The 25,124-nt window shown below is 38.3% G+C and carries 24 protein-coding genes; 11 read left to right on the forward strand and 13 right to left on the reverse strand.

From position 1 onward, the window contains the following. Window positions 1-13 precede the first annotated feature (13 nt). Genes C7H19_RS17485 through C7H19_RS17495 form a run of 3 tightly spaced genes read right to left on the reverse strand, consistent with a single transcriptional unit; the run spans window position 14 to window position 994 of the window. A complete protein-coding gene (locus tag C7H19_RS17485) occupies window positions 14-370 on the reverse strand; it encodes a HepT-like ribonuclease domain-containing protein (protein WP_106458214.1) in 357 nt (118 codons plus the stop codon). Beyond that, window positions 360-650 (reverse strand): nucleotidyltransferase family protein, encoded by a 291-nt coding sequence (locus C7H19_RS17490; protein WP_106458215.1) that lies wholly within the window; start codon window positions 648-650, stop codon window positions 360-362. Before C7H19_RS17490 ends, C7H19_RS17485 begins: the two co-directional genes overlap by 11 nt. Before the next feature lie 2 nt (window positions 651-652). Further along, window positions 653-994, reverse strand: coding sequence for a DUF433 domain-containing protein (locus tag C7H19_RS17495; protein ID WP_106458216.1), 342 nt, complete (start codon window positions 992-994; stop codon window positions 653-655). 135 nt (window positions 995-1,129) lie between these two features. Here C7H19_RS17495 and C7H19_RS17500 point away from each other — a divergent pair, with 135 nt between their 5' ends. Next, the gene (locus tag C7H19_RS17500; RefSeq protein WP_106458217.1) at window positions 1,130-3,328 is read left to right on the forward strand and encodes a phosphoketolase family protein; all 2,199 of its coding nucleotides are present in this window, start codon (window positions 1,130-1,132) and stop codon (window positions 3,326-3,328) included. 86 nt (window positions 3,329-3,414) lie between these two features. Here C7H19_RS17500 and C7H19_RS17505 read toward each other — a convergent pair whose 3' ends face one another. Beyond that, entirely contained in the window at window positions 3,415-3,846 is a 432-nt protein-coding gene (locus C7H19_RS17505; RefSeq protein WP_106458218.1) for a hypothetical protein, read from the reverse strand. 102 nt (window positions 3,847-3,948) lie between these two features. Between C7H19_RS17505 and C7H19_RS17510 the strand changes: the two genes are divergently transcribed. Beyond that, a complete protein-coding gene (locus C7H19_RS17510; protein ID WP_106458253.1) occupies window positions 3,949-5,421 on the forward strand; it encodes a DNA phosphorothioation system restriction enzyme in 1,473 nt (490 codons plus the stop codon). Window positions 5,422-5,677: 256 nt separating this feature from the next. Beyond that, window positions 5,678-6,157, forward strand: a complete 480-nt coding sequence (locus C7H19_RS17515; protein WP_106458219.1) for a cupin domain-containing protein — start codon at window positions 5,678-5,680, stop codon at window positions 6,155-6,157. Window positions 6,158-6,550: 393 nt separating this feature from the next. Here the strand turns inward: C7H19_RS17515 and C7H19_RS17520 are convergent, their stop codons facing one another. From C7H19_RS17520 to C7H19_RS17555, 8 genes are all read right to left on the reverse strand, one after another. Then, window positions 6,551-7,486, reverse strand: a complete 936-nt coding sequence (locus C7H19_RS17520; RefSeq protein WP_106458220.1) for a permease — start codon at window positions 7,484-7,486, stop codon at window positions 6,551-6,553. A gap of 73 nt (window positions 7,487-7,559) precedes the next feature. Further along, window positions 7,560-8,774, reverse strand: coding sequence for an S-layer homology domain-containing protein (locus tag C7H19_RS17525; protein ID WP_106458221.1), 1,215 nt, complete (start codon window positions 8,772-8,774; stop codon window positions 7,560-7,562). A 23-nt stretch (window positions 8,775-8,797) separates the two neighbouring features. After that, window positions 8,798-10,021, reverse strand: a complete 1,224-nt coding sequence (locus C7H19_RS17530) for an NAD(P)/FAD-dependent oxidoreductase (protein WP_106458222.1) — start codon at window positions 10,019-10,021, stop codon at window positions 8,798-8,800. A 4-nt stretch (window positions 10,022-10,025) separates the two neighbouring features. Beyond that, window positions 10,026-11,075 carry an S-methyl-5-thioribose-1-phosphate isomerase gene (gene mtnA / locus C7H19_RS17535; RefSeq protein WP_106458223.1) on the reverse strand — a complete coding sequence of 350 codons (1,050 nt, stop codon included), beginning with the start codon at window positions 11,073-11,075 and terminating at the stop codon, window positions 10,026-10,028. A 71-nt stretch (window positions 11,076-11,146) separates the two neighbouring features. Further along, window positions 11,147-11,407 (reverse strand): BrnA antitoxin family protein, encoded by a 261-nt coding sequence (locus C7H19_RS17540; protein ID WP_106458224.1) that lies wholly within the window; start codon window positions 11,405-11,407, stop codon window positions 11,147-11,149. A 2-nt stretch (window positions 11,408-11,409) separates the two neighbouring features. Further along, complete coding sequence (locus tag C7H19_RS17545) at window positions 11,410-11,676, reverse strand: BrnT family toxin (protein ID WP_106458225.1); 267 nt, start codon at window positions 11,674-11,676, stop codon at window positions 11,410-11,412. 82 nt (window positions 11,677-11,758) lie between these two features. Then, on the reverse strand, window positions 11,759-14,440 hold the full coding sequence (locus C7H19_RS17550) for an ankyrin repeat domain-containing protein (protein WP_106458226.1): 2,682 nt from the start codon (window positions 14,438-14,440) through the stop codon (window positions 11,759-11,761). 118 nt (window positions 14,441-14,558) lie between these two features. Further along, window positions 14,559-17,090: a S8 family serine peptidase gene (locus tag C7H19_RS17555; RefSeq protein WP_106458227.1), complete on the reverse strand. Its 2,532-nt coding sequence runs from the start codon at window positions 17,088-17,090 to the stop codon at window positions 14,559-14,561. Between the two features lie 296 nt (window positions 17,091-17,386). Between C7H19_RS17555 and C7H19_RS17560 the strand changes: the two genes are divergently transcribed. From C7H19_RS17560 to C7H19_RS17590, 7 genes are all read left to right on the forward strand, one after another. Beyond that, window positions 17,387-18,331 carry an SGNH/GDSL hydrolase family protein gene (locus tag C7H19_RS17560; protein ID WP_425428914.1) on the forward strand — a complete coding sequence of 315 codons (945 nt, stop codon included), beginning with the start codon at window positions 17,387-17,389 and terminating at the stop codon, window positions 18,329-18,331. A gap of 12 nt (window positions 18,332-18,343) precedes the next feature. After that, on the forward strand, window positions 18,344-18,871 hold the full coding sequence (locus C7H19_RS17565) for a carbonic anhydrase (RefSeq protein ID WP_106458229.1): 528 nt from the start codon (window positions 18,344-18,346) through the stop codon (window positions 18,869-18,871). Window positions 18,872-18,934: 63 nt separating this feature from the next. Next, window positions 18,935-20,662: a succinate dehydrogenase/fumarate reductase flavoprotein subunit gene (locus tag C7H19_RS17570; RefSeq protein ID WP_106458230.1), complete on the forward strand. Its 1,728-nt coding sequence runs from the start codon at window positions 18,935-18,937 to the stop codon at window positions 20,660-20,662. Window positions 20,663-21,018: 356 nt separating this feature from the next. Further along, on the forward strand, window positions 21,019-22,002 hold the full coding sequence (locus C7H19_RS17575) for a sirohydrochlorin chelatase (RefSeq protein ID WP_106458231.1): 984 nt from the start codon (window positions 21,019-21,021) through the stop codon (window positions 22,000-22,002). Between the two features lie 6 nt (window positions 22,003-22,008). Then, window positions 22,009-22,245, forward strand: a complete 237-nt coding sequence (sipA, locus tag C7H19_RS17580; RefSeq protein WP_106458232.1) for a regulatory protein SipA — start codon at window positions 22,009-22,011, stop codon at window positions 22,243-22,245. A 174-nt stretch (window positions 22,246-22,419) separates the two neighbouring features. Next, window positions 22,420-22,653: a hypothetical protein gene (locus tag C7H19_RS17585; RefSeq protein WP_106458233.1), complete on the forward strand. Its 234-nt coding sequence runs from the start codon at window positions 22,420-22,422 to the stop codon at window positions 22,651-22,653. Between the two features lie 2 nt (window positions 22,654-22,655). Beyond that, on the forward strand, window positions 22,656-22,841 hold the full coding sequence (locus tag C7H19_RS17590) for a DUF6887 family protein (protein WP_106458234.1): 186 nt from the start codon (window positions 22,656-22,658) through the stop codon (window positions 22,839-22,841). A gap of 63 nt (window positions 22,842-22,904) precedes the next feature. Here the strand turns inward: C7H19_RS17590 and C7H19_RS17595 are convergent, their stop codons facing one another. Continuing rightward, a complete protein-coding gene (locus C7H19_RS17595) occupies window positions 22,905-23,681 on the reverse strand; it encodes a tetratricopeptide repeat protein (RefSeq protein WP_106458235.1) in 777 nt (258 codons plus the stop codon). A 519-nt stretch (window positions 23,682-24,200) separates the two neighbouring features. Between C7H19_RS17595 and C7H19_RS25795 the strand changes: the two genes are divergently transcribed. Then, window positions 24,201-25,112 (forward strand): hypothetical protein, encoded by a 912-nt coding sequence (locus C7H19_RS25795; protein ID WP_425428915.1) that lies wholly within the window; start codon window positions 24,201-24,203, stop codon window positions 25,110-25,112. Window positions 25,113-25,124 lie beyond the last annotated feature (12 nt).

The raw sequence follows: 25,124 nt of genomic DNA on the forward strand, positions 1-25,124 counted from the left end.
TGTTAATGATTAATCAACAAAAATTATCTTTTTCTAATTTTAATAAAATATCCTTAACTTGTTCGAGCAATGGAGCAATTTTATTTTCTACTATATCCCAAAGAATTTCATCTTCTAAGCTAAAATAAGAATGAGCCAAAATATCCCGCAAACCTGCAATTTTTCGCCACTCAGTTTCAGGATATTGATTTCTGATTTCCATTGGCACATTTTTTACTGCTTCACCAATAATTTGTAGATTTCTTACTACAGCATCATAAGTTTTTTCATCACTCACAAAATCTTCTACTTTCATTCCTTGGGTATAACGCTGAATTTTCGTCCCACTCGCTAAAATATCTTCCAAATATAATCGGAGACTACGTGACATCTATCGCTTCCTTTAAAACTGAACTGCGAATTTGAGGTTTTAGCATTTTTTGACTGACTAAATCCACCTTTACTCCTAAATAATCTTCTAAATAAAATTTTAAATCCATATATTGATCAAACGTTACTTTTCCTTCAAATTCAACCAGTATATCTAAATCACTTTCTGGTTTTGCCTCATCTCTTGCTACCGAGCCAAAAATTGCCAGCGATTTAACTCCAAAGCTAGTAATCATTGTTTGCTGTTGTCGTAATTTAGCTAATATTTCATTTTTAGTCATATTTACTCATTTTCTTGAATATCTTGTTCAATTTCTTTAGCAAAAAATTCAGCATAAAGCCAAGCATTCGCTAAATTTGTAGCTGAAATAGTTGGATAATCTTCTAAAAGTTCTGCTTTAGTAATGCCTAAACGACGAGCATTTACTAATATCCAAACAGGAATCCGAGTCCCCATAATACACGCTTTACCGCCACAAACTCCAGAGTTTTTCTCAATTCTTTGCCAAGCATTCGCTAAACTATTCGATAATATTTGGATAACTTCTGCTTTTTCTTTGGGCGTAAGATTTAATAATTTTGGAGTTAATTCAGCTAGATTAGATGATTGTTCTGAGGTTGTCATTCTCGGTTGTGCAAAAATTGTATAGAGAACTATAAACTATTCTATCCATAACCCCTGACTAACCCAATCTTATGAATACACCCAAAACTGTAAGATTAATTTAATACTTGCAGATTATATTTAAGGGTTATCTGAATGACAGTTACAGCCGCTATTCCTGCTTTTTGTCAAGGAATTCAGCATTATGGAGAAAATATCCCAGAATTTGAGAAATATGGAAGAGAAGCCGCAATACAAGAAGGAAATACCGCAATTACATCGCCTAGTGACGCGAGAGCCGTTTATCAAACCCTACTCGCTGCTGATGCGCTACGTTATCTCACTCTACAAACTACAGCAACAAAAGAGTCAGGACATCCGGGTGGTTTTGCGAGTGTGGCTGAGGGTATCGCTTCATTAGTGATGTTGGGTTACAAAAATCTAATTACAGAAGTTGGCCATCATGCCCCTGGATTTTATAGTAACGTATTTCTTGATCGCTCTCTCGAAGCAATGGGCATCAATACGGTACAGCAACTCGGCGAACGTTTTCGGGAAATGCACGGACTTCTAGGACATCTTTCGGGGCAAATACCCGGACTCCTCAACCCCGCAGGGCCTTTAGGACAAGGGCAACATTTTGCAATGGCAGGGGCGAAATTACATTCAAATGTACTATTTCCTGTAACGATTGGTGATGGGGGTTTGGGTGAACCATACATCATGAGTAGTTTTGCTCACTTTCATACGGCTTATCCAACTGTAACGAATTTTTTGCCTATTTTGGTTTGGAATGGTTACTCACAGGAACATCATAGTATGGTGTCCATCAAATCAAATGAGGAAATGATTAACTATTGGAAAGGGAACGGTTTTTCTGAAGTTATCCTAGTTAATGCGAAAGACTTTGATGATGTGAACCAACCTAGTGAATATGTCGATAGCACTAAATTTTCTTTTCCTCAACGGTTAGCGTTTACCCAAGCGGTTCTCGAAGCAACCGATAAAGCGGCTAAGTCGGCATTAGGTGGCACATTAACGGTTTTAATCATTAAACAACTTAAAGGCGCAGGAGTCCATAAACGCGGCGCACAGTCCCATAATTTATACCCCGGTGACACTCTAGAAAAAGATTACATTGTTAATGCGCTCAAAGAACGGGCTTTATCTCCTGATGCTTGGGCTATAGTACGAACCAACTACGAACGCGCTGCAGGTGGGCCAGCATCTAAGATAGTAGTGACTGAAACTGAATTACCTTTACCCGACTTAGGAACACTCCCGATGACTGAATATGCAGTTGGAGGAGATAAAAAAGTAGCGACGACTGCGATGGGTGAACTGGTGGTACACGTCGGAAAACAAGACCCTAATTTTGTAGTGACGAATGCAGACGGTAACGCAGCATCAGGCATCAATAATATTAATGTTGGTCTAAAAATTGTTCACCCTACTGTTGATGATATCTATTTCCAAGCCCCACAAGGTCAAGTTTATGAACCTCTTAGCGAGGATGCTTGTGCAGGTTTAGCCGTCGGTTTAGCGTTATTTGGTGCGAGGACGTTATGGTGTTCCTATGAGTCTTTCGCTATAAATGGTTTACCTATTTTCCAAACCGTTACCCAAGCAATGACCGAGTTACGTCGTCCGACTCCTTCAACGGTTACACTGTTTACAGCAGGTGCTTTAGAACAAGGTCGTAATGGATGGACTCACCAACGCCCTGAAGTAGAAAACTATTTTGCTGCAATGATGCGAAATGGGAATGTTTTTCCCTTATTTCCCTGTGATGCCAATAGTATTCAAGCGTGTTATGAATGGGCATTAAATACGAAGAATAAAGGTATTGTCATTACCGCGAGTAAGTCACCGTTACCTGTACGAGTCACTTTTGAGCAAACCCGTCAAGCTTTAGCCGATGGTGGCGTTATTCTCCATGATAGCGAAGGAACGAAAAAGGTCGTATTTGCCGTTATTGGGGATATGACGTTACTCCCTGTATTCGAGGCTGCAACTCAGCTAGAAAGCCAAGGAATGGGGGTTAGAATTGTTTCTGTAATTAACCCGCGTCGTCTCTATCGTTCGAGTGATGTGATGTCAGAAACTTGTACAGATGCCGATAATCATTTCTTAGATGATACAGGTTTTGAACGCTTATTCGGTGGTGATGCCTTAATTGGTGTCACGGGTGGTGCAAGTGGAATGTTAGAACCCATTATGTTACGCAGTACGTCTAAACGCGATGTTTTTGCTTGGAAACGAGGCGAAACAACGGCGAGCGCTGGGGAAATTATGGCTTTTAATGGTTTAACGGCTACAGAATTAGCAAAACGGGCTACAGAATTAACTCACTAATTCCGTAGTTTAATTGTAGGGGTTTGGTCTCCAAACCCTAAACAATATAGGCAATTTATTTACTGGCAATATTGATGTTATAACCATTACTCTTTAATTCGCTCAAAAATCGTTTCAATCAATTTTTGACTAATTATTTGATTATTAATCACAGGTTTACTCGCAGGAAAACACGATATACCAAATAATTCTATCGGATATTTTACCCCTAACACTAAATCACTGCTGTTAAAAATTGGCTCGTATTCTTGAGGTACCTTAATATTTTCTATCCAACACTCTCCATAAATAGTCTTGGGATCAAAAACAGCGATTCCTAATTGTCCATCATCGTAGCGAAAAAACTTAATTTCTCTAACATAGCGTTTTTTGGTACGAGATAAATCTTCAAATAAGTCTTTTAAGTTTATTTCCGTGCTTAACAAACTTAGAACATCCATAACTGCGTCTACATCACTGCCAAAGAGTCTAAGCCTATCATAGCATTGATCGATCGCTTTGTCTGTGATTTGAATCACGCTCTTTGTGTGATTTGGATCACAAATATCAATTCAAATCATTTAACTACAAACTCAAGTCATGTTTATAATTAATTTTATTTGCTTGTTTGCTCAATGACGATGCAAAATGAAATTGATTGTTATACATTAGAAATTAACTGGGAAAAATTAGCACAAGATTATGTAAAATCTTGGCAGTCTCAACGAGTATCAGAAAAAAGAGTCTTTTATAAAACTTCCCCTTCTGGTTATCCAACAATTCCTAATTCAATTTCCATACGAGACTATCAACAAAACGCGATTTTAAGTTGGTTTCAAAATAAAGGACGCGGCACTTTAAAAATGGCTACAGGAAGCGGGAAAACCATTACAGCTTTAGCCATTACTACAGAACTCTATCAAAAAATTGGTCTACAAGTTCTTTTAGTCATTTGTCCCTATAAACATCTCGTTACACAATGGGCGCAAGAATGTGTAATATTTAATTTAAGACCAATTTTAGCAATGATGAGTGTTTATAATTGGCAAAGTCAGTTATCAAATGAACTGTATAATCTTAGCTCAGGACATCATTCCTTTTTAACCGTTATTACGACTAATTCAACGTTTATTTCCGAAGGTTTCCAAACTCAGCTTAAATTCTTTCCCATCAAAACATTAATCATTGGTGATGAAGCTCATAATTTAGGCACACCGCGTCTAGAAGAATGTTTACCTCGTAAAATCGGTTTAAGATTGGCTCTTTCTGCAACCCCTGAGCGTTATTTTGATGAAGAGGGAACCGATGTCGTTTTAAACTATTTTGGTGATATTTTACAACCCGAATTTACTCTAGCAGATGCCATACAAAAAGGGGCTTTAGTTCCCTATAATTATTATCCGATTTTTGTAGAACTCACAGAATCCGAAGCTTTACATTATGCTAAACTAACTCAACGCATTGGTTGGGCATTAACTAAAAACGATCGTCTTAATGGTAATGATACCTTAACTTCTCTTTTAATGCAGCGATCGCGTTTAGTTGGTGCTGCAAACAATAAACTTAATGCGTTACGAACTCTAATGCAAAATAGACTTTGTACTCATCATACTTTATTCTATTGTGGTGATGGTTCAGTCGATCAATCCACTTCTGCTCATCGTCGTCAATTAGAAGCTGTTACCCATCTTTTAGGGAGACAATTAGGTTATCGTGTTAATACATATACCGCAGAAACACCAATCACCGAAAGAGAACAACTAAAGCAACAATTTGAAAGCGGAGAATTACAGGGTTTAGTCGCTATTCGTTGTTTAGATGAAGGGATTGATATTCCATCGATTCAAACTGCTGTTATTCTAGCCAGTACTGCAAATCCTCGTCAATTTATCCAGCGTCGCGGCCGAATTTTACGCCCTCATCCAGGCAAAACTCAAGCTAATTTATTTGATATGATTGTATTACCACCAAAATTAGATAGAGAAACTTGGGAAGTCGAACGAAATTTACTCCGCAAAGAATTAAAACGGTTTGTCGAATTCGCTCAATTAGCACTCAACGCAGATGAAGCAACCCAACAGTTTTTAACTTTGCAACAACAATATTGTTTATAACTTTTTGTCAATATTTTTGTACTAAATATCGAGTCTGAGGAAAATTTTGTCTATAATAACTTTTAACTTGCAAATTAGTTGCTAATAAAATGATGACAACTCAATTATCACCTTTAGCTAAAGGAAATTTTTTGATGAAGCAACTCAGCAATTTTTCAAAGTTAGATTTTGTCAATATTTTTGTACTAAATATTGAGTCTGAGGGAAATTTTGTCTATAATAACTTTTAACTTGCAAATTAGAAGTCAATAAAAATATGACAACTCAACCATCACCTGTAGCTAAAACTGGGGAAAACTTTACGGTTGCTGATGTGGGGGAATTTTCCCAACTCCATCAATATGTATTCGAGCATCACAAAAAAGGAGTTGCTATAGAAGGTAAGATTTTCCTAAAACAACTGCTAAGTCTGACAAGCGCAGAAGTTTCCCTTAATACCTTATCTCCTAAAACTTCAATTCCCTTTTATCACAAACATAAACTGAATGAAGAAATCTATATTTTTGTACGAGGTGTAGGAGAATTTCAAGTTGATGAGCAGGTGTTTACTGTGAGTGAGGGTACAGTTGTTCGGGTTGCTCCTGATGGGGTACGTTGTATCAGAAATACTTCGGATGTAGAGGGTTTAAATTATATTGTTATTCAGTCTCAAGTCAATTCTTTTTTAGATTCAACAATTGCAGATGGAATAGGAGTACCCAAGCAAGTTAGTTGGGAAGATAAACAAAAAATTTAGATACTCAAACAATAGCAGCAATCGAGATCTGATTTCAGTGATTTCCTTAAATATGGTGAGACTTGCTGGAGTTATATTAATACTTCGTAAATGAAGCTTTACTCCCTGCTCAAACTTAGTATAGGAAATATGAAACACACGAATGATTGCTGCTATTGACGGCTAACGAGACAGAGGTTAACTTAAACAGGGTTTTCTCCTAACTTGACTTTAACTGCAACCTTGTAAGTTATATCTGTTGCTTCAAGCTGATGTAGCTTTAATTATTAATTTATCACCCTTTTCGGGTGGTGTCTTGTGTTCGCAATTAAAGTTTACACAACAGGGATCGTGTTAAACAATGTTGATTTTGATTAAAATTGATTAAGAATCGTTTTTACTTCTTTAGATAGATTAAGCAAGATAATAACCAAAAATTAAACTAAAAAATAAAGTAAATAAAAACAGAAGCAGAATTAAATACAAAACTACCTTGGGATGAAAAACAGTGATTAATAAATTAAATCCTTTTAGATCAATGACAGAACTAAATAATAAAAATGATAGCCACGCTCCTGGTAACAAATTAGATAAAATCGGATATAAGACAAAACTGTTATAAGGCGATCCTAGAGATAATAAAAATCCTAACAGTAACATAATCAAGATTTGAGATATGGTATTTTGCCCCCATTGCATCATCTGAATTTGGGGTAAAAAAGTGTGTACAATAGATGCGATCGCACATCCAAAAACTAACCAAGTTCCTAACTCAATGCTTTCTCGAATAAAATTACTGAGAAATAGTTTTAAAGATGAATTTTTGGGTTTTTCTAAATCATTTTGAGGATCATTAACTAAAAAAGTTCCTGTTTTGAGTAAAGTTGAGCGAGTGTAAGATAAGCTTTCGGTTTCATCAAAAATAATCGATTTATCACGAGAAAAACTAAAAATAATACCCACTGCGATCGCAATAATTCCAGTTGCTAAAACGCGATAGAAAAGAAAATTATTAAAATCGGGCAAAGCTTTGTATGTTAACCAAATCACGACAGGATTAATAGTAGGTGCAGCAACCAAAAAACTAAATACAATAGATAAAGGCACACCTTGTAATAATAATCTTCTCGCTACAGGAATATTGCCATATTGAGTTACAGAAATAATTAAACCTAAACAACTGCCTAAAATCGCGCCTATAATACGATTACGAGGTAATAAATTCGCTAATTTTTGTTTAGGAAGAAAAACCAACAACCCGCTAGATACAATAACCCCAAAGAGTAACCAAGGTAACGCCGTCACCAGTAGAGTAAAAAATAGGGTTATCGCTTGCTCAGTTAGATACATATCATCATATTTAGGGGGGGTTAGTTTGTTTTAGTAAATCATAGTACATCCCCCAATCACAACACCCAAGGGTTTATTGTGTAGGTTGAGTTTGATTTTTTGCTTGTAAGACTTCTTCTGCATTTATTCCCTCACCCTGATAGCCAAAATACCACAATGTTGATGCTGCTTCAGCACGAGTAACCGCTTTTTTCGGTTGAAAAAGAGTAGTATAACCGAAGACACGACGAATATTTGCTAAATCACCATTTTGATAATCAGCATACAGCGATCGTAGTGCTTTTGGATCAACTTTAGAGACATCTTGAAAACCCCAAGTGTCTTTAACATTTTCTATTGTCGCAGTCGGTAAACCTTTACGAAGATCAAAAGGAACTTTCCAAGACACCAAAACTTCTCTTGTTAAAACGGCTGTGGGGCGAAATAATAAAGCATTATTATCCCCAGTCAAACGAGATGGAATAATTCCCGCTTCTGCTAAACCTTGAATATAAGGAAAATCAGGATCAGAAACATTGACATCTTGAAAAGCACTTTGAGAAGTTGTCTCACCTAAACGAATTTGTTTACCTGGATCATTTTGATAAAAAGTATTATTTGCTCTTACCAACCAACGGGCAAACTCTCGCCTAGTAATAGCCGTATTTGGACTAAATAAATTGCCATTTTGGGGTGTCAAAACTCCTAAAGTTCCTAAATCTTGAATATGACGGCGTAAAGGATCAGAAACTTGTGCTATATCCGAAAAACTTACGCTTTCTTGTGTAGGTAATTGGTTTGGAGTGATTGTAGGAGATGGGTTTGGCGAGTATGAAATTGTACCGCCTTCTCGTTGGTAGTCGATAGTAAATTGAGTTTCAGATGAATTACCTTCTAGAGTAATAGTTGTTTGTAAGCCATCTTTACTAGCTACTAATGTATTATTGCCATCAATCGACGAAAATGGAGTAATAATCTGCCAGTTATTCCCTTGAAATTGCTGTTGATAAAATTCCCCAATCTGATTAATTGGATCAGGCGTAACCCATCTTGTTTTTCCGATATTTTCTGTTGAATTAGGTTCAACTGAAAGTAATTTTGCTGTGGGATATTGGGGAATTTCGGGGGGTAAAGTATTGGTATTGGGTGTGCTTCCAACTTCGGGTGTAATGGTGGGTGTTGGATTATTTTGTAAATTTGGATCTGGGGTAAATCTGCCTTCTAAAAATTTATTCCCACTACAAGAATTCAGAAGACTTAAAAGTGTTATTAAGAGCGTAAAAGAAGTATATAATCTAACTTTTGGCATAGTTTTTTTAATTATTATATAACTTAAGATAGATGAATATTTTTGAATAATTTTTTTCCAAAAAGTTTAATTTTCTGAATAAAAAATCCTTTCAAACCTTTGGTATATTTTTCAAATGTGTAATGGAATAGAATATCGATAATATCGTCTAAAGATAGATATTTTAGATAAGATACTCCTTGATCTATTCTAGCATCGCTATATTCTAAATAGACTTTACGACTAATTTGTTCTGACCAATTCCAGCGTTGAGAAAAATATTGCTTTAATTCTGCTTCATAACTTTTAAAATCTTGATGATTATTCTGTAGATAATCTTCAATATATCGACAAGCAACCTCAGCACTTTTCATCGCGTATCGAATTCCTTCACCACCTAGAAAATTAACTGTTGATACCGTATCACCAATAGCAATGATTTGATTTTTGTAATAAATATCATTTAATTTAGGTGAATATTCTAAAATCGAGCCATGAATATCAATAATTTGATAGTGTTCTAACTTAATATAATCTTGTATAATCTGATAAATATATTCTTTAATTGGCTTATTTTTTTGAATAAATTTATGTTTACCTTCCAGAATGGCTGTACCTACTTTTAGTTGATTATTCTCCATCGGAAAAATCCAAGAATAACCTTGTGGACTCCATTTATAACCTAAAAAGAAAATTAATGAATCACTATATTTTTGATATAATTCCTCATCAACTTGAATTAAATATTCTATGCCAATTCCTTTTAAAAAATTAGGTTTATCTTTTTTGTTCGGATAAATAACAGTTCTAGAATAGCCTGTTGCATCTACTAATAATTTAGTTTGTATCGTAAATGGTTCGCCGCCTTTTTTATGCAGATAAACTGTAATTTTGCCATCTTCATTACCATACTTTAAATAACGACAACCCAACCAAACAATACCGCCATTATTTGCGACATCTTGGGCTAAAAATGCTCTAAGTTTCGCAAAATCAAAAACCACACCTAATGGTTGTTTAGCTTGCCAACTGCGATAAATATTAGTCGAAATAATCTCGATATTTTGCCAGTAACGAGAGACAACAGATTCAGGTAAATTGTAGTTTTGTAAAGTTTCTAGAGGACTAGCTGCACTCGAAAAATTATTATTTTGAAAGTCCTCATGCTGTTCAACCAATAAAACCAGATAGCCTAACTTTGCTAATAATCTAGCACAGTGACCACCTGCTGGCCCTGCGCCTACCACTACCACATCAAAAAACTGCATTGACTTAATATTTTAATCCTAACAATTCACTCGGTTTAACGGCTCCTCGTTCAGTAATAATAGCAGTAATCAACTCAGCAGGAGTGACATCAAAAGCAGGATTATAAAAATCAGCCCCTTGGGGAGAAATAATCGTTTTTCCGACTTGATAAATTTCCGAGGGATCTCGTTCTTCAATAGGTATTTCTGCCCCCGTTGCTAACTGAAAATCAACCGTTGATAAAGGTGCAGCCACATAAAAAGGGACATTGTGCATTTTCGAGACAACCGCTAGACTGTAAGTACCGATTTTATTCGCAGTATCGCCATTAGCCGTAATGCGATCGGCCCCAACAATCACCGCATCAACCATCCCTTGTTTCATACAATGGGCAGCCATACTATCCGTAATCACAGTGACTGGTATCCCCTCCTGAACACACTCCCAAGCCGTTAATTTTGCCCCTTGTAGACGTGGACGCGTTTCATCCGCAAAAACTTTCAAAAGTCGGTTAGCTTGCCATGCAGACCGAATAACCCCTAATGCAGTGCCATACCCAGCCGTTGCCAAAGCCCCTGTATTGCAGTGGGTTAAAATTCTCAGTTTGTGGGGTTGAGTTGGGAGTACAGCAAGACCATTTTTGCCGATAGTTTCACAAGTTTGGACATCTTCAGCTTGGATATCTTGGGCGGTTTGTAGTAAAATTGCTCTAATTTCTTCTACTGTGCCTGGTGTTTCATAAGCTATTCTGAGCATCCGAGAAATTGCCCAAAATAAATTAACTGCGGTGGGGCGAGTTTCTCTCAGTAACTGGGCGACTTTTTCGAGTTCTTTTAAAAATACATTAGTTTGGGTGGTTTCAATTTCCCTTGCACCGAGATACATTCCATACGCAGCAGCAACCCCTATAGCGGGCGCACCTCTCACGATCATTGATTTGATCGCCTCCGCCATATCATTACAGCGACTAATCTCAACAACGGTGTATTCTTGAGGTAGACGAGTTTGATCAATTAAAGACACTTTATCATGGTGCCAACGAACAGGAGAGATACGACTAGAGACGAGGGTCATGGATTTATCGATTAATAGAGTCCGACCTCTATTCTAGACTTTCGGTTAAAAAGTTGAACGTTTGCCAAAATTCATTTCTCAATTCTTTCGAGTTCTTCTCTTAAAACTCTACGCAAAATATCTTCTAAGTGTTCATGATTTTGTTGCTGAATATGTTGACGTAGTGCCTCATTGATTAGAGTTTGGTAGTTACCACCACCTGCTATATGAACCTTTTCACGAAACCACGCTAAAACATCGTCATCTAGTCGGATAGTAATGCGAGTCTTTCTGGGTGGGATCGGTTCGATCGCTCCTTTTTTACCTTGACTAAAATCGTACTCAACCTCCATATTTAACCTTCCTCATATTGTGTACGTTCTTGTCGAGTAGCTTTACGAGCGGAGATAACTCTAATTTTATTACCACGCCACGTAAAGACAACAACTAAAATTCTGCCCAAAGCATCCATACCAATGGTAATCTGCCTTTCTTCGTCAAACCGTTCATCTATGATCGTGATGGCGTGATCGTCATTAAAAACGGATACCGCATCAGCAAAATCTATACGATGTTTGCGAAAATTGGTTATTGCTTTGTCTTTGTCCCATTGGTATATCATTTAATTATAGTATGTACATCTGTACACCTATAATAAACACAAATATTGATGACATGAAAGTCTACCATTGCACTGACTTTGCTCAATCCCACCAGAAGTAAAGACGATCGCTATTATCTAAATTTTCTGCTAAAATTTCAACTGAGCCACAGCCTTGATCGACAATATCTGGACAAAAATCATACATCAAATTAGCCAAACCCTCTGGCTCTTGAATTGGATTAAGAAATCTTCCCCCAAGCGTATCATGGGCAATACAAGTCAAGATAAAAGACTGTTTTGCTTCAAGATCTTTTAACCATTGAATTACATAACCTGGCCCGATACCATAATTACAACCATTGGTTTGATGCAGGGCAATTACTTCATATTTATCAGTAGTTGGAACAATACATAAGTTTTCGGGGCCATTTCCATAATAGCTATCAGGTTCATAAACAAAGCAACCCCGTTCTAAAAATTGGCGTTGTAGTTCTTCCGTATTAATATGTTGACGACGCTTACTGTCTACATGAATAGAAAAGCAACCTAGCCAATACTCATTACTAATAGGTTTACTACCACAAAGATTGGCTAAATCATTGACTGCTTGCAGATAATTAGGATTTTGTGCAGCAACAGAAAAGTCAGGTTGTTCTATCTCTTCACCCCATCGATTTTCTTCTGTTTCCTCATCATCTTCTGTTTTTGTATTTTCAAACTCACTGAGATCAGTTCCTGTGTACTCTTGCAAAAATTCCAAAATGTGCAGATGATTATAAAGTTTAGCCAGAACTACGGCGGTATCTCCATCCGATGATCTTACTTCTAGACGCGCTCCCGCATTTAATAAGGTTTGTAGTAAGTGTAATTGATTATTTCTCGCCGCTTCAATTAAAGGAGTCGTTTCACAATTGGGTAAATTAGGATCGGCCCCCGCTTGTAAAAGAACCTGCACCACTTCAATAATATGGTCTTCGTTTAAAGGTTGCCATTCCCAACACTTCCCATCACCGCGATATTCTCGATGTGTAAACTTAGAATTTGGAGCGTTTGGCTCGACTTGTACATAATGACTCGCTCCGGCGGCTTCGGCGATCGCTGTTTTTCTTTCTTTAGAAACCGCATTAACATCAGCACCATGCTCGATGAGAAGACGCACTAAAGGAAGACTACTAACTTTTGCTGCTTTCATTAAAACCGTTTCACCATCACGGTTAGTTTGCGTAATACTAGCCCCATGAGTCAGTAACATTTCTGCAATTTCAACCGCACCGGCTGTACAGGCTAGAATTAAAGGTGTATTGCCATAAGCCACCGCTTGATTAACATCCGCACCGGCTGACACTAATAACCGAACGACGGCTAAATGGTTATTTTCTGAGGCTAAAGCTAGAGGCGTGTAAGCAATTGTATCTTGGTCATTGGCATCAGCACCCAATTGTAATAAAGTTTGAACAATCTCAGAATGTCCTCCTGCTGCTGCGTACATTAGTGGGGTGCGTCCAAAACGATAATTCATACTAAGAATTGTTTCGGGATCGGTATGTTCTAACAAGGTTTTAGAAACAGGTTTTGCATCAGCCCCTAGATCTGTCAAATGGAAATCAGCACCCGCTTTTAGTAATAACTCGACAATTCTAAGATATCCTGCACTACAGGCTAAAATTAATGGTGTTCGATCAAGAGTTTGACGACGGATATCTCGTGCGTTAGGATTTGCTCCTGTGTTTAAACAATCTTGAACAACGGCAAGATCGCCATTTTCTGCGGCTAACAAGAGTTTTTCATCGGCACTGATGATCTTTCCATTGACCCCAAATCGGCGCAGTACGTCTAGAATATTGGGATACTCGTTTCTGATCGCCCAATCATAAGCGGATAAACCTTCACCATCTTTTTGATGAGGATCGGCACCTGCTTCTAAAAGAGTCGTCAAAGCTGCTGTATGTCCGCAACGAGCCGCAATAATCACAGGATTTGTATCTATAGCGTTTTCGGGTTTTGTTGAGTGAGTTTTTTGTTGAGTTGATGCAGCCTTGATCTGGGCGATTTCGCTTTGAATTTGAGCCATGCGATCGCTATTAATTTCCTGATCATTCTCTACACCTTCTAATGATTCCATCATCCGCCCCAAAGCTTCCATTGCTTCAAATGCTGTACCTAGAGCCGATGACGCTTCTTGCTGAATAACTAATTGATTTAGCGTAATATGACGTACTTTGGTATTAATTTCTGCACCTGAAGAGATTAGTGCCTGAATGACATCGGGAAAGCCCTGAGCCGCCGCGATCGCAATTGGTGGAGTCCCTCCTATAGTAGAGTTATAATTGGGGTAAGCACCCGCAGCAATTAGCTTAAGAGCAATTTCAGTATATCCCTGTTCGATCGCACTCATCAAAGGTGTTCCACTGAGATTTCCCGCGTCCACATCAGCACCCGCAGTAATCAGCATTTCTACAATTTCTAGATGTCCAATACGAGCCGCAGCATGAATCGGTGTACCAGAGTATGTTTTAACGTTTATATCTGCACCTTTGTCAATGAGTGTTTGTACTGCTTTAGTGCGACCCGTTATCAGCACCCAAACCAGGGAAGTTTTAAGCTCAGGATCTTCGGCACCTGCTTCGATCAAGGCACATTTAATCTGATCCCCACCATGAGGAACCAGTTGATAAGCGGTTTTCGTTCCTTTAGTGGCGTTAGGATTTGCTCCGGCGGCTAATAATTCTTCAACAAGAGCGAGATTTTTTTGCTCGATCGCTGTAATTAATTGTTCATCCATAAATCATTTGTTCCAGATTTGTACTAATGATTAGTATGCCCAAAATTCCAACAAAATCTTACAAAAAAAAAGACGCGATATTTTTACCACGTCTTTATAAAAATGTTAAGTGATTTAATTAAATAATCTCTTTATTTGTGAGTTGAGATTGGAACACCAAACCTGTAAGCTGATCGAAACTGGTTAGAGAAGCTTGCTCATATTCATATTGACTAGAAATATGAACGGTTTCTCCTGTGATGAAAATCGATTTTTCAGAATCATTTCTTGTCCATGTTGGCTGCGTGTTAGTGGCTGCCCCCGTAAATTGAGACTGGGTTAACTCCATATCGACTGGCGACAAGAAAGCAGATAATGAGTTAGTCTGTGAAGCAGTCGGGCTATTTTCCGAGGTTGAAATTAAAATCGAACGAACTTGAGCATCGGTTAAAGTACCTTTCGCACTGAGCATCAAAGCGATAACACCCGCCATGTGAGGGGTAGCCATTGATGTACCACTATAAGTATCATATTTGTTATTGGGAACAGTCGAGTATACATCAACCCCAGGTGCAGTAATATAAGCAAGATTAGTACCACCAGCGCGATTAGAGAAATCAGCCATATTATTACGTTTGTCCACGGCTCCGACAGCTATTCCCCATTGAGTCGCATAAGCGGCCGGATAATGCCCCATTGTGGTCGAATCCCCGTCATTTCCCGCAGCCATCACAACAATAGCACCTTTACTGCTGGCATATTCTACAGCCGCCCGCAACTCAGCGTTATTGTTACCGCCCCCTAAACTCATATTAATCACACGAGCACCGTTATCAGCAGCATAGCGTATTCCTTTAGCGACACCTCTATCAGATCCCGAACCCGAATCACTAAGCACTTTAACGGGCATAATTTTGGCATTGTAAGCTATTCCTGTTACACCAAAATCATTTTTCACACCAGCGATCGTACCTGAAACGTGTGTACCATGACTATGACCATCCATTGTATTATTATTGTTGCCGTTGAAATTCCAACCCCAATAATCATCAACAAAGCCATTGTTGTCATCATCAATGCCATTACCGTTGATTTCGCCAGGATTATGCCAAATATTACTACTCAAGTCGGCATGATTGCGATCGACTCCTGTATCTAGCACGGCAACAATAATACCATTTCCTGTATAGCCTTTTGCCCAGACTTCAGGTGCTTTGATCAGATCTGCCCCCCAATTCTTGCCCCCTAAATTGGGTACACTAGGAAAGGGATTTTGTCCAAGGGCTTTAGCCACTGCTTCAGCCGCATCAACTAAACCATAACCATTAAATGAACTATAACCATCTAGAGAAGGCGTGACTTGAATCGATGTGTAGAATGTATTATTGTTCTCATTCTTTTCGACAAGATCATTATTTCCATCAGCTTTCGCAATTAGATAATAGTTTCCGCCCGCAAGCTTAGAACTTAGAGCGATTGAAGCTTTTTCAGTACTAGAAGTGTCTGGATCAACGTAATAAGAAGATACTTGATCTAAATAAGTATCATTAGCATCAATCACCGTATCTTGAGATAAATAAAATTTAGTATCGCTACCATACCAACCTGTAGAAGCATCTCCCTTATTTCTCAGAGTAAATGTTACATCTAGGGAATAACCCGCCGTCACAGTTTGCGGTGCAACAAGTTTAGTAATTAATAAATCAGGTTTGGGAGCTTCTGTAATATTAATAGTCTTGTAGCGTAAATTATTCGTTTCGTTACTTTCTGCAATATATTTATCGCCATCTGCTTGAGCAAAAAGATAATAAGTTCCTGTTGTGATGGTTTCATCTAAATAAATATAGGCTGAACTGTTTTGACTTGTTCCAGCTTCCATAGAATAAGTATAGTCAGAACCTATATAAATATCAGAATTAGTGAGGGTTGCATCAGTAGAAAGATAAAATTTATTGTTGCTACCGTTCCAGTCTGTCGAGCCTAGTCCTTGATTTGCGATCGTATAATCTATTGTTAAATAATCACCGCCCACCGCATCTGAAGGAACTGTCAGATCACTAATGACTAAATCAGGTTTCGGAAGTTCTTGAATCGTAATCGCTTTAGCAAAAATATTATTACTTTCATTACTTTCTTCTACATAATTATACTCATCTGCTTTCGCTAATATATAATAGTTTCCAATCGCTAAATCACTACTCAGATAAAAATAAGTAGACTCACTCCTAGAAGCTCCCGCAGCCAAAGTATCAGAGTAGTCATCTGTTAAGTAAATGTCTGAATTATCTAACGTTAAATTCTTCGATAAATAGAAACTGGTGTAACCTCCAGACCATCCAGTAGAAGCAGTTCCCTGATTTTTTATCGTATAGTTAAAATTAATGGTACTGGTGACTGTTGCCGATGTAGGGGTTGTCATTTTATTAATGACTAAATCGGGTTTACCTGCTTGGATTAAACTGTCATTGGAGACTAATTGTGTTTGTTGAGCGAGAGAATTAGAAAGACCTGTAAATTGTTCTAAAATCGTCTCAAAATTTTTCTGCTCTGAAATTGAATTCAAAATGAAATCGGAATTCATTCTAGAATCAGGGAGTAAGCTATTAGCTGGTTGAGGCTCTAAAGCTAATGTAGAAGGATTGATATCGAGAGGTAAAGCGTTGTCGAACATATTTTGTAGCTCCTAAATTGGTTGAAGTCAACCACCCAATAAATAACGATCAAGTAAATAGTTTCTATTCGGGAAAAAATGAGCAGTTAATTCAAGACTCTTAAATGTTTGTTGCCCTTGACATTAACAGTTTTTAATCAAATGAAGAACATTAAAGTAATCCCTCTAGTCCCTATATTTTTTATAATAATGCTCAATCGGGAAGAAGTAGGGAAGATAAATTTTAAACTTATGTACCAAAATGTTGCACTTTTGTAGATAATGAGTTAGCGAAAACTTTATTACTCTTGTTTGAAGTGAGACGAGTGAACATTCTCTATATTTTCTTGGGTATTCTAGTTACAATTGTCGCGTTGCTAGAAGGTGGTTTACGATATATCGGTTTTGGTAATCCTTTGCTGTATCAAGCTGATGGAGAAATGGGTTATCTATTAGCTCCTAACCAAAAAGTACGCCGCATGAATAACCGAATTTGGATCAATGAATATTCAATGCGAAGCGATCCAATTGAGAAAAAACGTCCTGAAAATACTTTAAGAATCTTATTAATTGGTGATTCGATCGCAAATGGGGGATGGTGGACCGATCAACACGAAACTATCTCATCTTTGCTCGAAAAACAATTAAAAAATCCTAAATTATCTCAATATAATCAAATACAAGTGTTAAATGCTTCGGCTAATTCTTGGGGTCCCAGAAATCAACTCGCATATCTAAAACGATACGGTTTTTTTGAATCACAAGTTGTTATCTTACTTTTAAATACCGATGATTTCTTTTCAGGTATGCCCAATTCTGAAGCGGTGGGAAAAGATATCAATTATCCTGATCATAAACCTGCACTGGCGATTAATGAACTCTATCGCCGATATTTTCCCTCACCTGAACCACAAAAAGACAACACACCAAAGCCACAAGAAAAAGATATTGTAGGAATTAATTTAGCAGCTATTAAAGAAATTTATCAAGTATGTCAAGCCAATAACGCTCAATTAATCATTGCGATGACACCCTTATTACAAGAAGTCGAACAATCATCTAAAGAATTTCAACAACGAGCCAAAAACCGCTTAATGGAATTAGCCAAAACAGAATCTATTTTTTATCTAGATTTTTTACCGCGATTTAAACAAATAGAACCACCCAAATCAATTTACCGCGATCGTATTCATATTACACCCGAAGGTAATAAAATTGTTAGTAAGTATTTAAGTGAAAAAATCGAAAAAATTATAAAATAAGAGGTAAATACTTTGAATACAACTTGTAATTGTCATCGACGTTGGTTTTTACGTTCTTTATTAAGTGCCTCAATTCTCTTACCTTCCCTATCTTTCTCTCGTTCGGCTTTTTCCTTACCTATTCAACCTAAAGCCTTAGTTTTAACCTGTATTGACTATCGTTTTTTTGATGGTGAACAAACGTTTTTAAAAGAAAAAAACTTAAAAAATCAATACGACTGGACAGCTTTAGCCGGAGCCTCTTTAGCATTAACAGGCTTTCCTCATGACGAAGATGCCGTCGCTTTTTGGGATCAACTTGCTTTATCTGAACAACTCCATCATATTCAAAAAGTAATAATTATTGATCATCAAGATTGTGGCGCATATGCTAAAAAAATAGATACTAATCTTAGCAAAGATCCCGAACGAGAAAAACAAATACATCGTCAATATCTCACCAAAGCCTCTCAAGAAATCTTATCCCGTTATCCTCAACTTGAGATCGAAATGTACTTAGCCACACTCGCAGGAGAATTTATAGAAATATTACCGAATTAAACTGCTCCATCCATCAATAAATCAGTCACCATAGAAAAAGAACGCTCTACCGACGATCCAAAAATGAGAGAACACGATGTAATAATAGTAGGCGGTGGTTTAGCTGGTTGTCGTGCCGCCCTAGAAATTAAACGCCTTGCCCCCAATACTGATGTAGCAGTTATCGCCAAAACACACCCCATTCGTTCCCATTCCGTAGCAGCACAGGGAGGTATCGCCGCCACCCTAAAAAATGTTGATCCGACTGATACTTGGGAAGCACACGCCTTTGATACCGTCAAAGGATCTGACTATTTAGCGGATCAAGATGCTGTTGCTATTCTGACGCAAGAAGCCCCCGATGTGTTAATCGACTTAGAACATTTAGGGGTTTTATTTTCTCGTCTTCCGGATGGCAGAATTGCACAAAGGGCATTTGGTGGACATTCCCACAATAGAACCTGTTACGCTGCCGATAAAACTGGTCATGCTATTTTACACGAACTCGTCAACAACCTCCGCCGCAATAATGTCCATCTCTACGAGGAATGGTACGTTATGCAACTCATTCAAGAAGAAGGAGAAGCTAAAGGAATTGTTGTCTATCGTATTCGAGATGGTGCATTAGATGTCATTCGCGCTAAAGCGGTGATGTTCGCCACTGGAGGTTATGGCAGGGTCTATAATACTACATCCAATGACTACGCTTCGACAGGAGACGGATTAGCCATGTCCGCGATGGCTGGTATTCCCCTAGAAGATATGGAGTTTGTTCAGTTCCATCCAACGGGACTTTATCCAGTCGGTGTCTTAATTTCCGAAGCAGTACGCGGAGAAGGAGCATATCTTATTAATAGCGAAGGTCAACGCTTTATGGAAACCTACGCACCCTCACGCATGGAACTCGCACCCCGTGATATTACCTCTCGCGCCATTACTCTTGAAATACGTGCCGGAAGAGGTGTTCATCCTGATGGTAGTGCGGGGGGACCTTTTGTCTATCTCGACTTGCGTCATATGGGACGCGAAAAGATTATGAGTCGTATTCCCTTCGCTTGGGAAGAAGCACATCGACTCTTAGGTATTGATGCTGTGGTGGAAATGATGCCAATACGTCCGACGGTACACTATTGTATGGGTGGAATTCCCGTTAATACAGAAGGTCAAGTGCGCCGTAGTCCAGATAGTTTGGTTGAAGGGTTTTTCTCGGCTGGTGAATGTTCTTGTGTTTCGGTACATGGTGCGAACCGTTTAGGAAGCAATTCTCTTTTAGAATGTGTAGTCTATGGACGACGCACAGGCAGAACTATAGCACAATATGTGCAAAAGCGCAAGTATCCTGAAATAAACGCCGAATTATATTTACAAGAAGCAAGAAAACGTATCCAAGATTTATTAGAACAAACGGGAACCATTCGTATTGGCCATTTGCGACAACAATTTCAAGATTGTATGACGGAACATTGCGGCGTGTTTCGCAGTGAAAGCGTCATGAAAGAAGGTTTAGAAAAACTACAACAATTGAAGCAACAATACAATAATATTTATCTCGATGATAAAGATCAATTTTGGAATACAGAGTTGATCGAAGCACTAGAATTACAAAGTATTATGATGGTCGGCGAGATTATTTTAACCTCAGCCTATCAACGTAAAGAAAGTCGGGGCGCACATTCTAGAGAAGATTATCCCAGTCGAGATGATGGTAATTTCCTACAACACACTTTAGCTTATTATTCTTCGGCTGGTATTGATATTAATTATATGCCTGTCGTGATTAATATGTTTGAACCACAAGAAAGAAAGTATTAATACCACCAGTGAATAAATTCACTGTCTCACAGCTAAAGTCGAGGGGCTGTGTCTGCCGTCGTACGGCTGACCTTGTAAGCCCCGTCGGTTGAAACAGACTAATTATAAGGATTTTAGTCCGTTTTAACGGACTTAAGCTTTAAGACAGGGATTTTAATCCCTGAAAATATTAATGATCTAATAATGACCTAAATAATTTTTCATCTTCCATCATTCACAAAGCGGGATTAATATTCTGACAATATCTATTTGTCGCCCCTTCAAGCCCTTCCCCTGCATTTAAGATAAATCTAGAATCAGTTAAGATAACTAAGCGTCTGATTACACCCCTTCAAGCTAAGGAGAACATCGAGTTAATGCTCGTCACATCTAGTCATATAGAATCATTAAATCTAACTCCACTACCTCTAAATCGCCCTTTACTCATTATCGGTCACGGTACAAAGGATGAAGACGGTCGTCAAACCTTTATCGACTTTGCCAACGCTTACCAAGAATTAGATCGATCGCGTCCCGTTATTCCTTGTTTTCTCGAATTGAGTGTCCCGACGATTCAAGATGGGGTAGATTATTGCGTATCTCAAGGATACACCGAAATTTCAGCGATTCCTCTTTTATTGTTTGCTGCCCGCCATAATAAATTTGATGTGACCAATGAACTCGATCGCGCTCGTTTGCGTCATCCTGAAGTAAAGTTTTATTATGGTCGTCATTTAGGCATTACACCCAGTCTGATTGAGCTATGGCGAGAAAGATTAGCTCAACTAGACAAACCTGAATTTAATCCTCATAATATCCCTCGTTCTGAAACAGTATTATTATTTATTGGTCGAGGATCGAGTGATCCCGATGCAAATGGCGATGTTTATAAGTTTGCGAGAATACTATGGGAAGGTAGCGGTTATTCAACCGTCGAAACTTGTTTTATTGGGATCACTCATCCCCGTTTAGAAGAAGGGTTTCGTCGTGCTTCTTTATACCAACCTAAACGTATTATTGTACTACCATACTTTTTGTTTACAGGTGCATTAGTCAAAAAAATCTATAACATTACAGCCACTCAGCAAGAGAAATATCCTCATATTTCCATGACTGGTTTACCCGAAATGGGTATTCAGTCCCAAATATTACAGCTTGTTCGAGAACGGGAAATCGAAACTCAACTGGGACAAGTACAAATGAATTGTGAAATGTGTAAGTTTCGACTTGCTGCATTATCCGATCATCACCATCACCATGATCATAATCATTCCCATGATCATCACCATCATCATCATGGAAATAGCGATCCCTATGCTAAGTTAGAAGATTATCATCAAAGGATCTGGCAAGTACCATAACGCATCATGAGTGAAAATATAACAATTGGGGGAAAAGTCCGCTTAATTACTCTTCCCCCCTATCTTAAAACAGCCGAACCGATGCCTATGCTGCGACCGGCGGATCTGTTAGAAATTGGTGCAGAAGGAGTTGTGATCGATCGTCGTCCGGGGGGTTATTGGGGAGTTCGTTTCGCTAAAGGCTCGTTTTTACTTGAAAGTCAGTATCTAGAAGTCGTCGAAACTCATCTGGATACTCTTTAATTAACGTCAGTTCAAAATCACACTTTCAGCTTATCTTGAAAAATAGTTTTTGTTCTGTCTGGAGAAATTTGTAGTAAGTTTCTTGCTCGTATTATTTTTGAATTATGCTTAGACTATTTTCGCCAACAGTATCTAAATATTTGATATCCTAAAATTATATTTCTTTGGCGTTGGATGAAACCAACAGAAGCTCAACTGAGGCAACTTTACGAACTGATTCGAGCTAATTGGCAAAGAAGCGGACTTCTGTATGATTTGGCCCCAGATTTGGAGAGTTTTTATTTTGGATGTTATTTGGCGATCTTTGGCACACCTGTCAATTCTTCTGAATGGGAACTGACGAAAGCTTATTACATCTACCCTGATGGTTCTTTCTTGGATGAAGATGATCTTTTTGGAGAAGACTAATCATGAGTGAATCGAATTTTGAGCTAATGAGCCGAGATGAGTTAGCACATTACATAGTGGCTCATCGAGACACGTCAGACGGGATGGAAGCCAGAAGAGTGTTTATCCGTCGTATGGCTCAAAAAGCAAAAAAACAGGGGATCGAACTTCAACGACCGACCCTTCTTCCACAACAAAACCGCGAATGAGTTAATCTTGGAAGAAGACATGATAACGAGAGAATAGAAGTTTTAGCTTATATTAAACTCACGTTAATTACTAACTGCCATCATTTTAACTTCATCTTTGTACTCAATGGGGGCAAGCATTACCGCTTCTTCAAATAGGGGCGTAGCTAAAGTTTGTTGTCCTTGTTCTCTAAAAACGAGCGCTTTTGCTAAAACAGGGCGAAAATCTTTAGGATCGGTTTGAATCGCTTGATCATAAATAGCGATCGCCTGATCCCATTGTTGTTGATCGACATAAATTTCCCCTAACAGTAGATCAAGGGAATTAACATCAATTTGTTTTGTTTCTTTGTTTTTAGCTAAGGTTTGTTCGACTAAACTAATAGCCTGTGAAGCTTTATTTTGTAAAAGCAACAAATCAACTAACCCTTTTAACGCCCGCATATCTTCAGGATGAGAGGCTAAAAGCGTTTGATAAGTGGTGTTTGCTCCTTCAAAATCCTGAATTTGTTGTTGTACTTGAGCCAGTAAAATTGAATAATCTGTTTGAGTCGAATTTAACTGGGCTAACTTTTCTAAAGGTGCGATCGCCTCTCTTAGATTACCTTGTTTTAAACGAGCATTCAGTAAACCTCTCAAGGCATTTTGATTATCGGGTTCTCGCTGCAAAACCATTTGATAACCCAATGCTTCTGTATCCCATTTCGAGGGTAAAGAAGACGGTAAACTATGATTCGTTTGATTTGAGACGAGAAAAAAACTACTAATTAGAGGCATCATCGAAAAAGATACCAAAGCAAAAACCATAATCGCTAAACTAATAGATAACCAGCGTTTTGGCTTTTGTTGAGAAGTACTCATAGAGAATATCCTAGAAGAAAGATCATTCGATCAGCTTAAACAAAGTTAACGAATCTATCTGTTTTCCGACTCGTTATTGAGTACAATTAGCAGACAGTCAACTTTAATCAAAGGCTTTGCCGTGGCAACTGATTTTTAAGATAATTGATCTTGAAGCAGTCTCCAAGCCTTGATTAACGAATCTATAAATTATCCTAGTGAGTTAAATAAGCTCTCTAGTATAAATTTCTTATTATTTAGTGTGTCTGTTGCCCCTAGGAGTATAATATGAATCCTCCAGTGAATCGGTCATCCGAATCACCCAAACAACCAAAAAAAACAAAGCCGCCTAAATCATCTGAACCCGAACAGCTTCAGGTGACAACGCCTGATATTATTTCTGGGCTGCCATCATCTGATGAGGTGGAAATAGTGCCATCTCAACCTATAGAGGTTCCAACCCTTCCTACTACAGTGTCTCCAGTACGACCATCTACGGCTCAAGCACCCCAAGCACCTCGCGTCTTACATCCAAAAGAGGTGGCCCCGACTGCCATTCCAGCCGATGCGAGAATTACATTACCAAAGCCTTCTAAACCAATCAAACTTAAAGCGTCATCAGACTCAGTTTCATCTCAAACCCCTGAAAAAGATAGCACTGATAGTTTAATCGATCGCAATCAACCCATTCCACCGCCCAGCCATCCACGCCAATATAGAGCAATTGGGCTAGTTTATGGTCAATATCAACGTGAAGATGAGCAATTAACCAAAGGTAATATCGTCACACCCGACGGTGCAGCCTTAGACGCGGTTGTTTTAGGTCGGGTCATTAGTTTAGTAAAAAATCACCTTGATCTTGAAAAACCTCATTTGTGGGTTGTCTATCCTCGGACTCGCCAAGAAGACGATCATTTACACGTACAAATTGTTGGCGTTTGGGAACCAGAAACCCTCAATAAAGAAGATCCAGAAGGCGAAGAGACTGCAACACAAACAACACCAAATCCTGGTTATTTTTCCATTCGAGGTGAAGTAATTTTTGCTTCATTTGAAGAAGAATCCGTAATTATTAAGATTCGTCAATCACCGAAAAAAGACGAAGAAAAGCCCAAATTCTTTAAGCTGAAATTAAAAGGAACGCTACCGAGTAATAGACCTTTTAAACGTTTTTGGGATTTACAAGTTCAACTAGAAGGCTCAAGTCTCATGATTGTGCAAGGAGAAGATTTAGGCTTTGCTTCTAAGAAAAAACCCTTTGACAGACGGGGTGGCGGTGGTGGTAGACCCTTTGGACAGAAACGGTCTTTTAGAGATGAAATGGGTAATACCCCAAGCGATCGTCCTTTTAGACCTTCCACAAGACCAGAAGGCACCGAAGGCTCACCTATCAAGCGGCCTTTACCCTCTAAACCCGTCAAAGGTAATCAGGAGTTTAAAAACCCTGAATAAATATTGACAATT

The sequence above is a fragment of the Aphanothece hegewaldii CCALA 016 genome (genome assembly GCF_003007785.1).
Classification (GTDB): Bacteria; Cyanobacteriota; Cyanobacteriia; order Cyanobacteriales; family Microcystaceae; genus Chroococcus; species Chroococcus hegewaldii.

Bases quoted from the DNA above. Each gene is read 5' to 3' on its own strand.
- C7H19_RS17550 (WP_106458226.1), bottom strand. From the start codon at position 14,440: ATGGATGAACAATTAATTACAGCGATCGAGCAAAAAAATCTCGCTCTT.
- C7H19_RS17590 (WP_106458234.1), top strand. From the start codon at position 22,656: ATGAGTGAATCGAATTTTGAGCTAATGAGCCGAGATGAGTTAGCACAT.
- C7H19_RS17525 (WP_106458221.1), bottom strand. From the start codon at position 8,774: ATGCCAAAAGTTAGATTATATACTTCTTTTACGCTCTTAATAACACTT.
- mtnA (WP_106458223.1), bottom strand. From the start codon at position 11,075: ATGACCCTCGTCTCTAGTCGTATCTCTCCTGTTCGTTGGCACCATGAT.
- C7H19_RS17575 (WP_106458231.1), top strand. From the start codon at position 21,019: ATGCTCGTCACATCTAGTCATATAGAATCATTAAATCTAACTCCACTA.
- C7H19_RS17530 (WP_106458222.1), bottom strand. From the start codon at position 10,021: ATGCAGTTTTTTGATGTGGTAGTGGTAGGCGCAGGGCCAGCAGGTGGT.
- C7H19_RS17520 (WP_106458220.1), bottom strand. From the start codon at position 7,486: ATGTATCTAACTGAGCAAGCGATAACCCTATTTTTTACTCTACTGGTG.
- C7H19_RS17490 (WP_106458215.1), bottom strand. From the start codon at position 650: ATGACTAAAAATGAAATATTAGCTAAATTACGACAACAGCAAACAATG.
- C7H19_RS17545 (WP_106458225.1), bottom strand. From the start codon at position 11,676: ATGATATACCAATGGGACAAAGACAAAGCAATAACCAATTTTCGCAAA.
- C7H19_RS17515 (WP_106458219.1), top strand. From the start codon at position 5,678: ATGACAACTCAACCATCACCTGTAGCTAAAACTGGGGAAAACTTTACG.
- C7H19_RS17540 (WP_106458224.1), bottom strand. From the start codon at position 11,407: ATGGAGGTTGAGTACGATTTTAGTCAAGGTAAAAAAGGAGCGATCGAA.
- C7H19_RS17595 (WP_106458235.1), bottom strand. From the start codon at position 23,681: ATGAGTACTTCTCAACAAAAGCCAAAACGCTGGTTATCTATTAGTTTA.
- C7H19_RS17570 (WP_106458230.1), top strand. From the start codon at position 18,935: ATGAGAGAACACGATGTAATAATAGTAGGCGGTGGTTTAGCTGGTTGT.
- C7H19_RS17555 (WP_106458227.1), bottom strand. From the start codon at position 17,090: ATGTTCGACAACGCTTTACCTCTCGATATCAATCCTTCTACATTAGCT.
- sipA (WP_106458232.1), top strand. From the start codon at position 22,009: ATGAGTGAAAATATAACAATTGGGGGAAAAGTCCGCTTAATTACTCTT.
- C7H19_RS17500 (WP_106458217.1), top strand. From the start codon at position 1,130: ATGACAGTTACAGCCGCTATTCCTGCTTTTTGTCAAGGAATTCAGCAT.
- C7H19_RS17485 (WP_106458214.1), bottom strand. From the start codon at position 370: ATGTCACGTAGTCTCCGATTATATTTGGAAGATATTTTAGCGAGTGGG.
- C7H19_RS17585 (WP_106458233.1), top strand. From the start codon at position 22,420: ATGAAACCAACAGAAGCTCAACTGAGGCAACTTTACGAACTGATTCGA.
- C7H19_RS17495 (WP_106458216.1), bottom strand. From the start codon at position 994: ATGACAACCTCAGAACAATCATCTAATCTAGCTGAATTAACTCCAAAA.
- C7H19_RS17510 (WP_106458253.1), top strand. From the start codon at position 3,949: ATGCAAAATGAAATTGATTGTTATACATTAGAAATTAACTGGGAAAAA.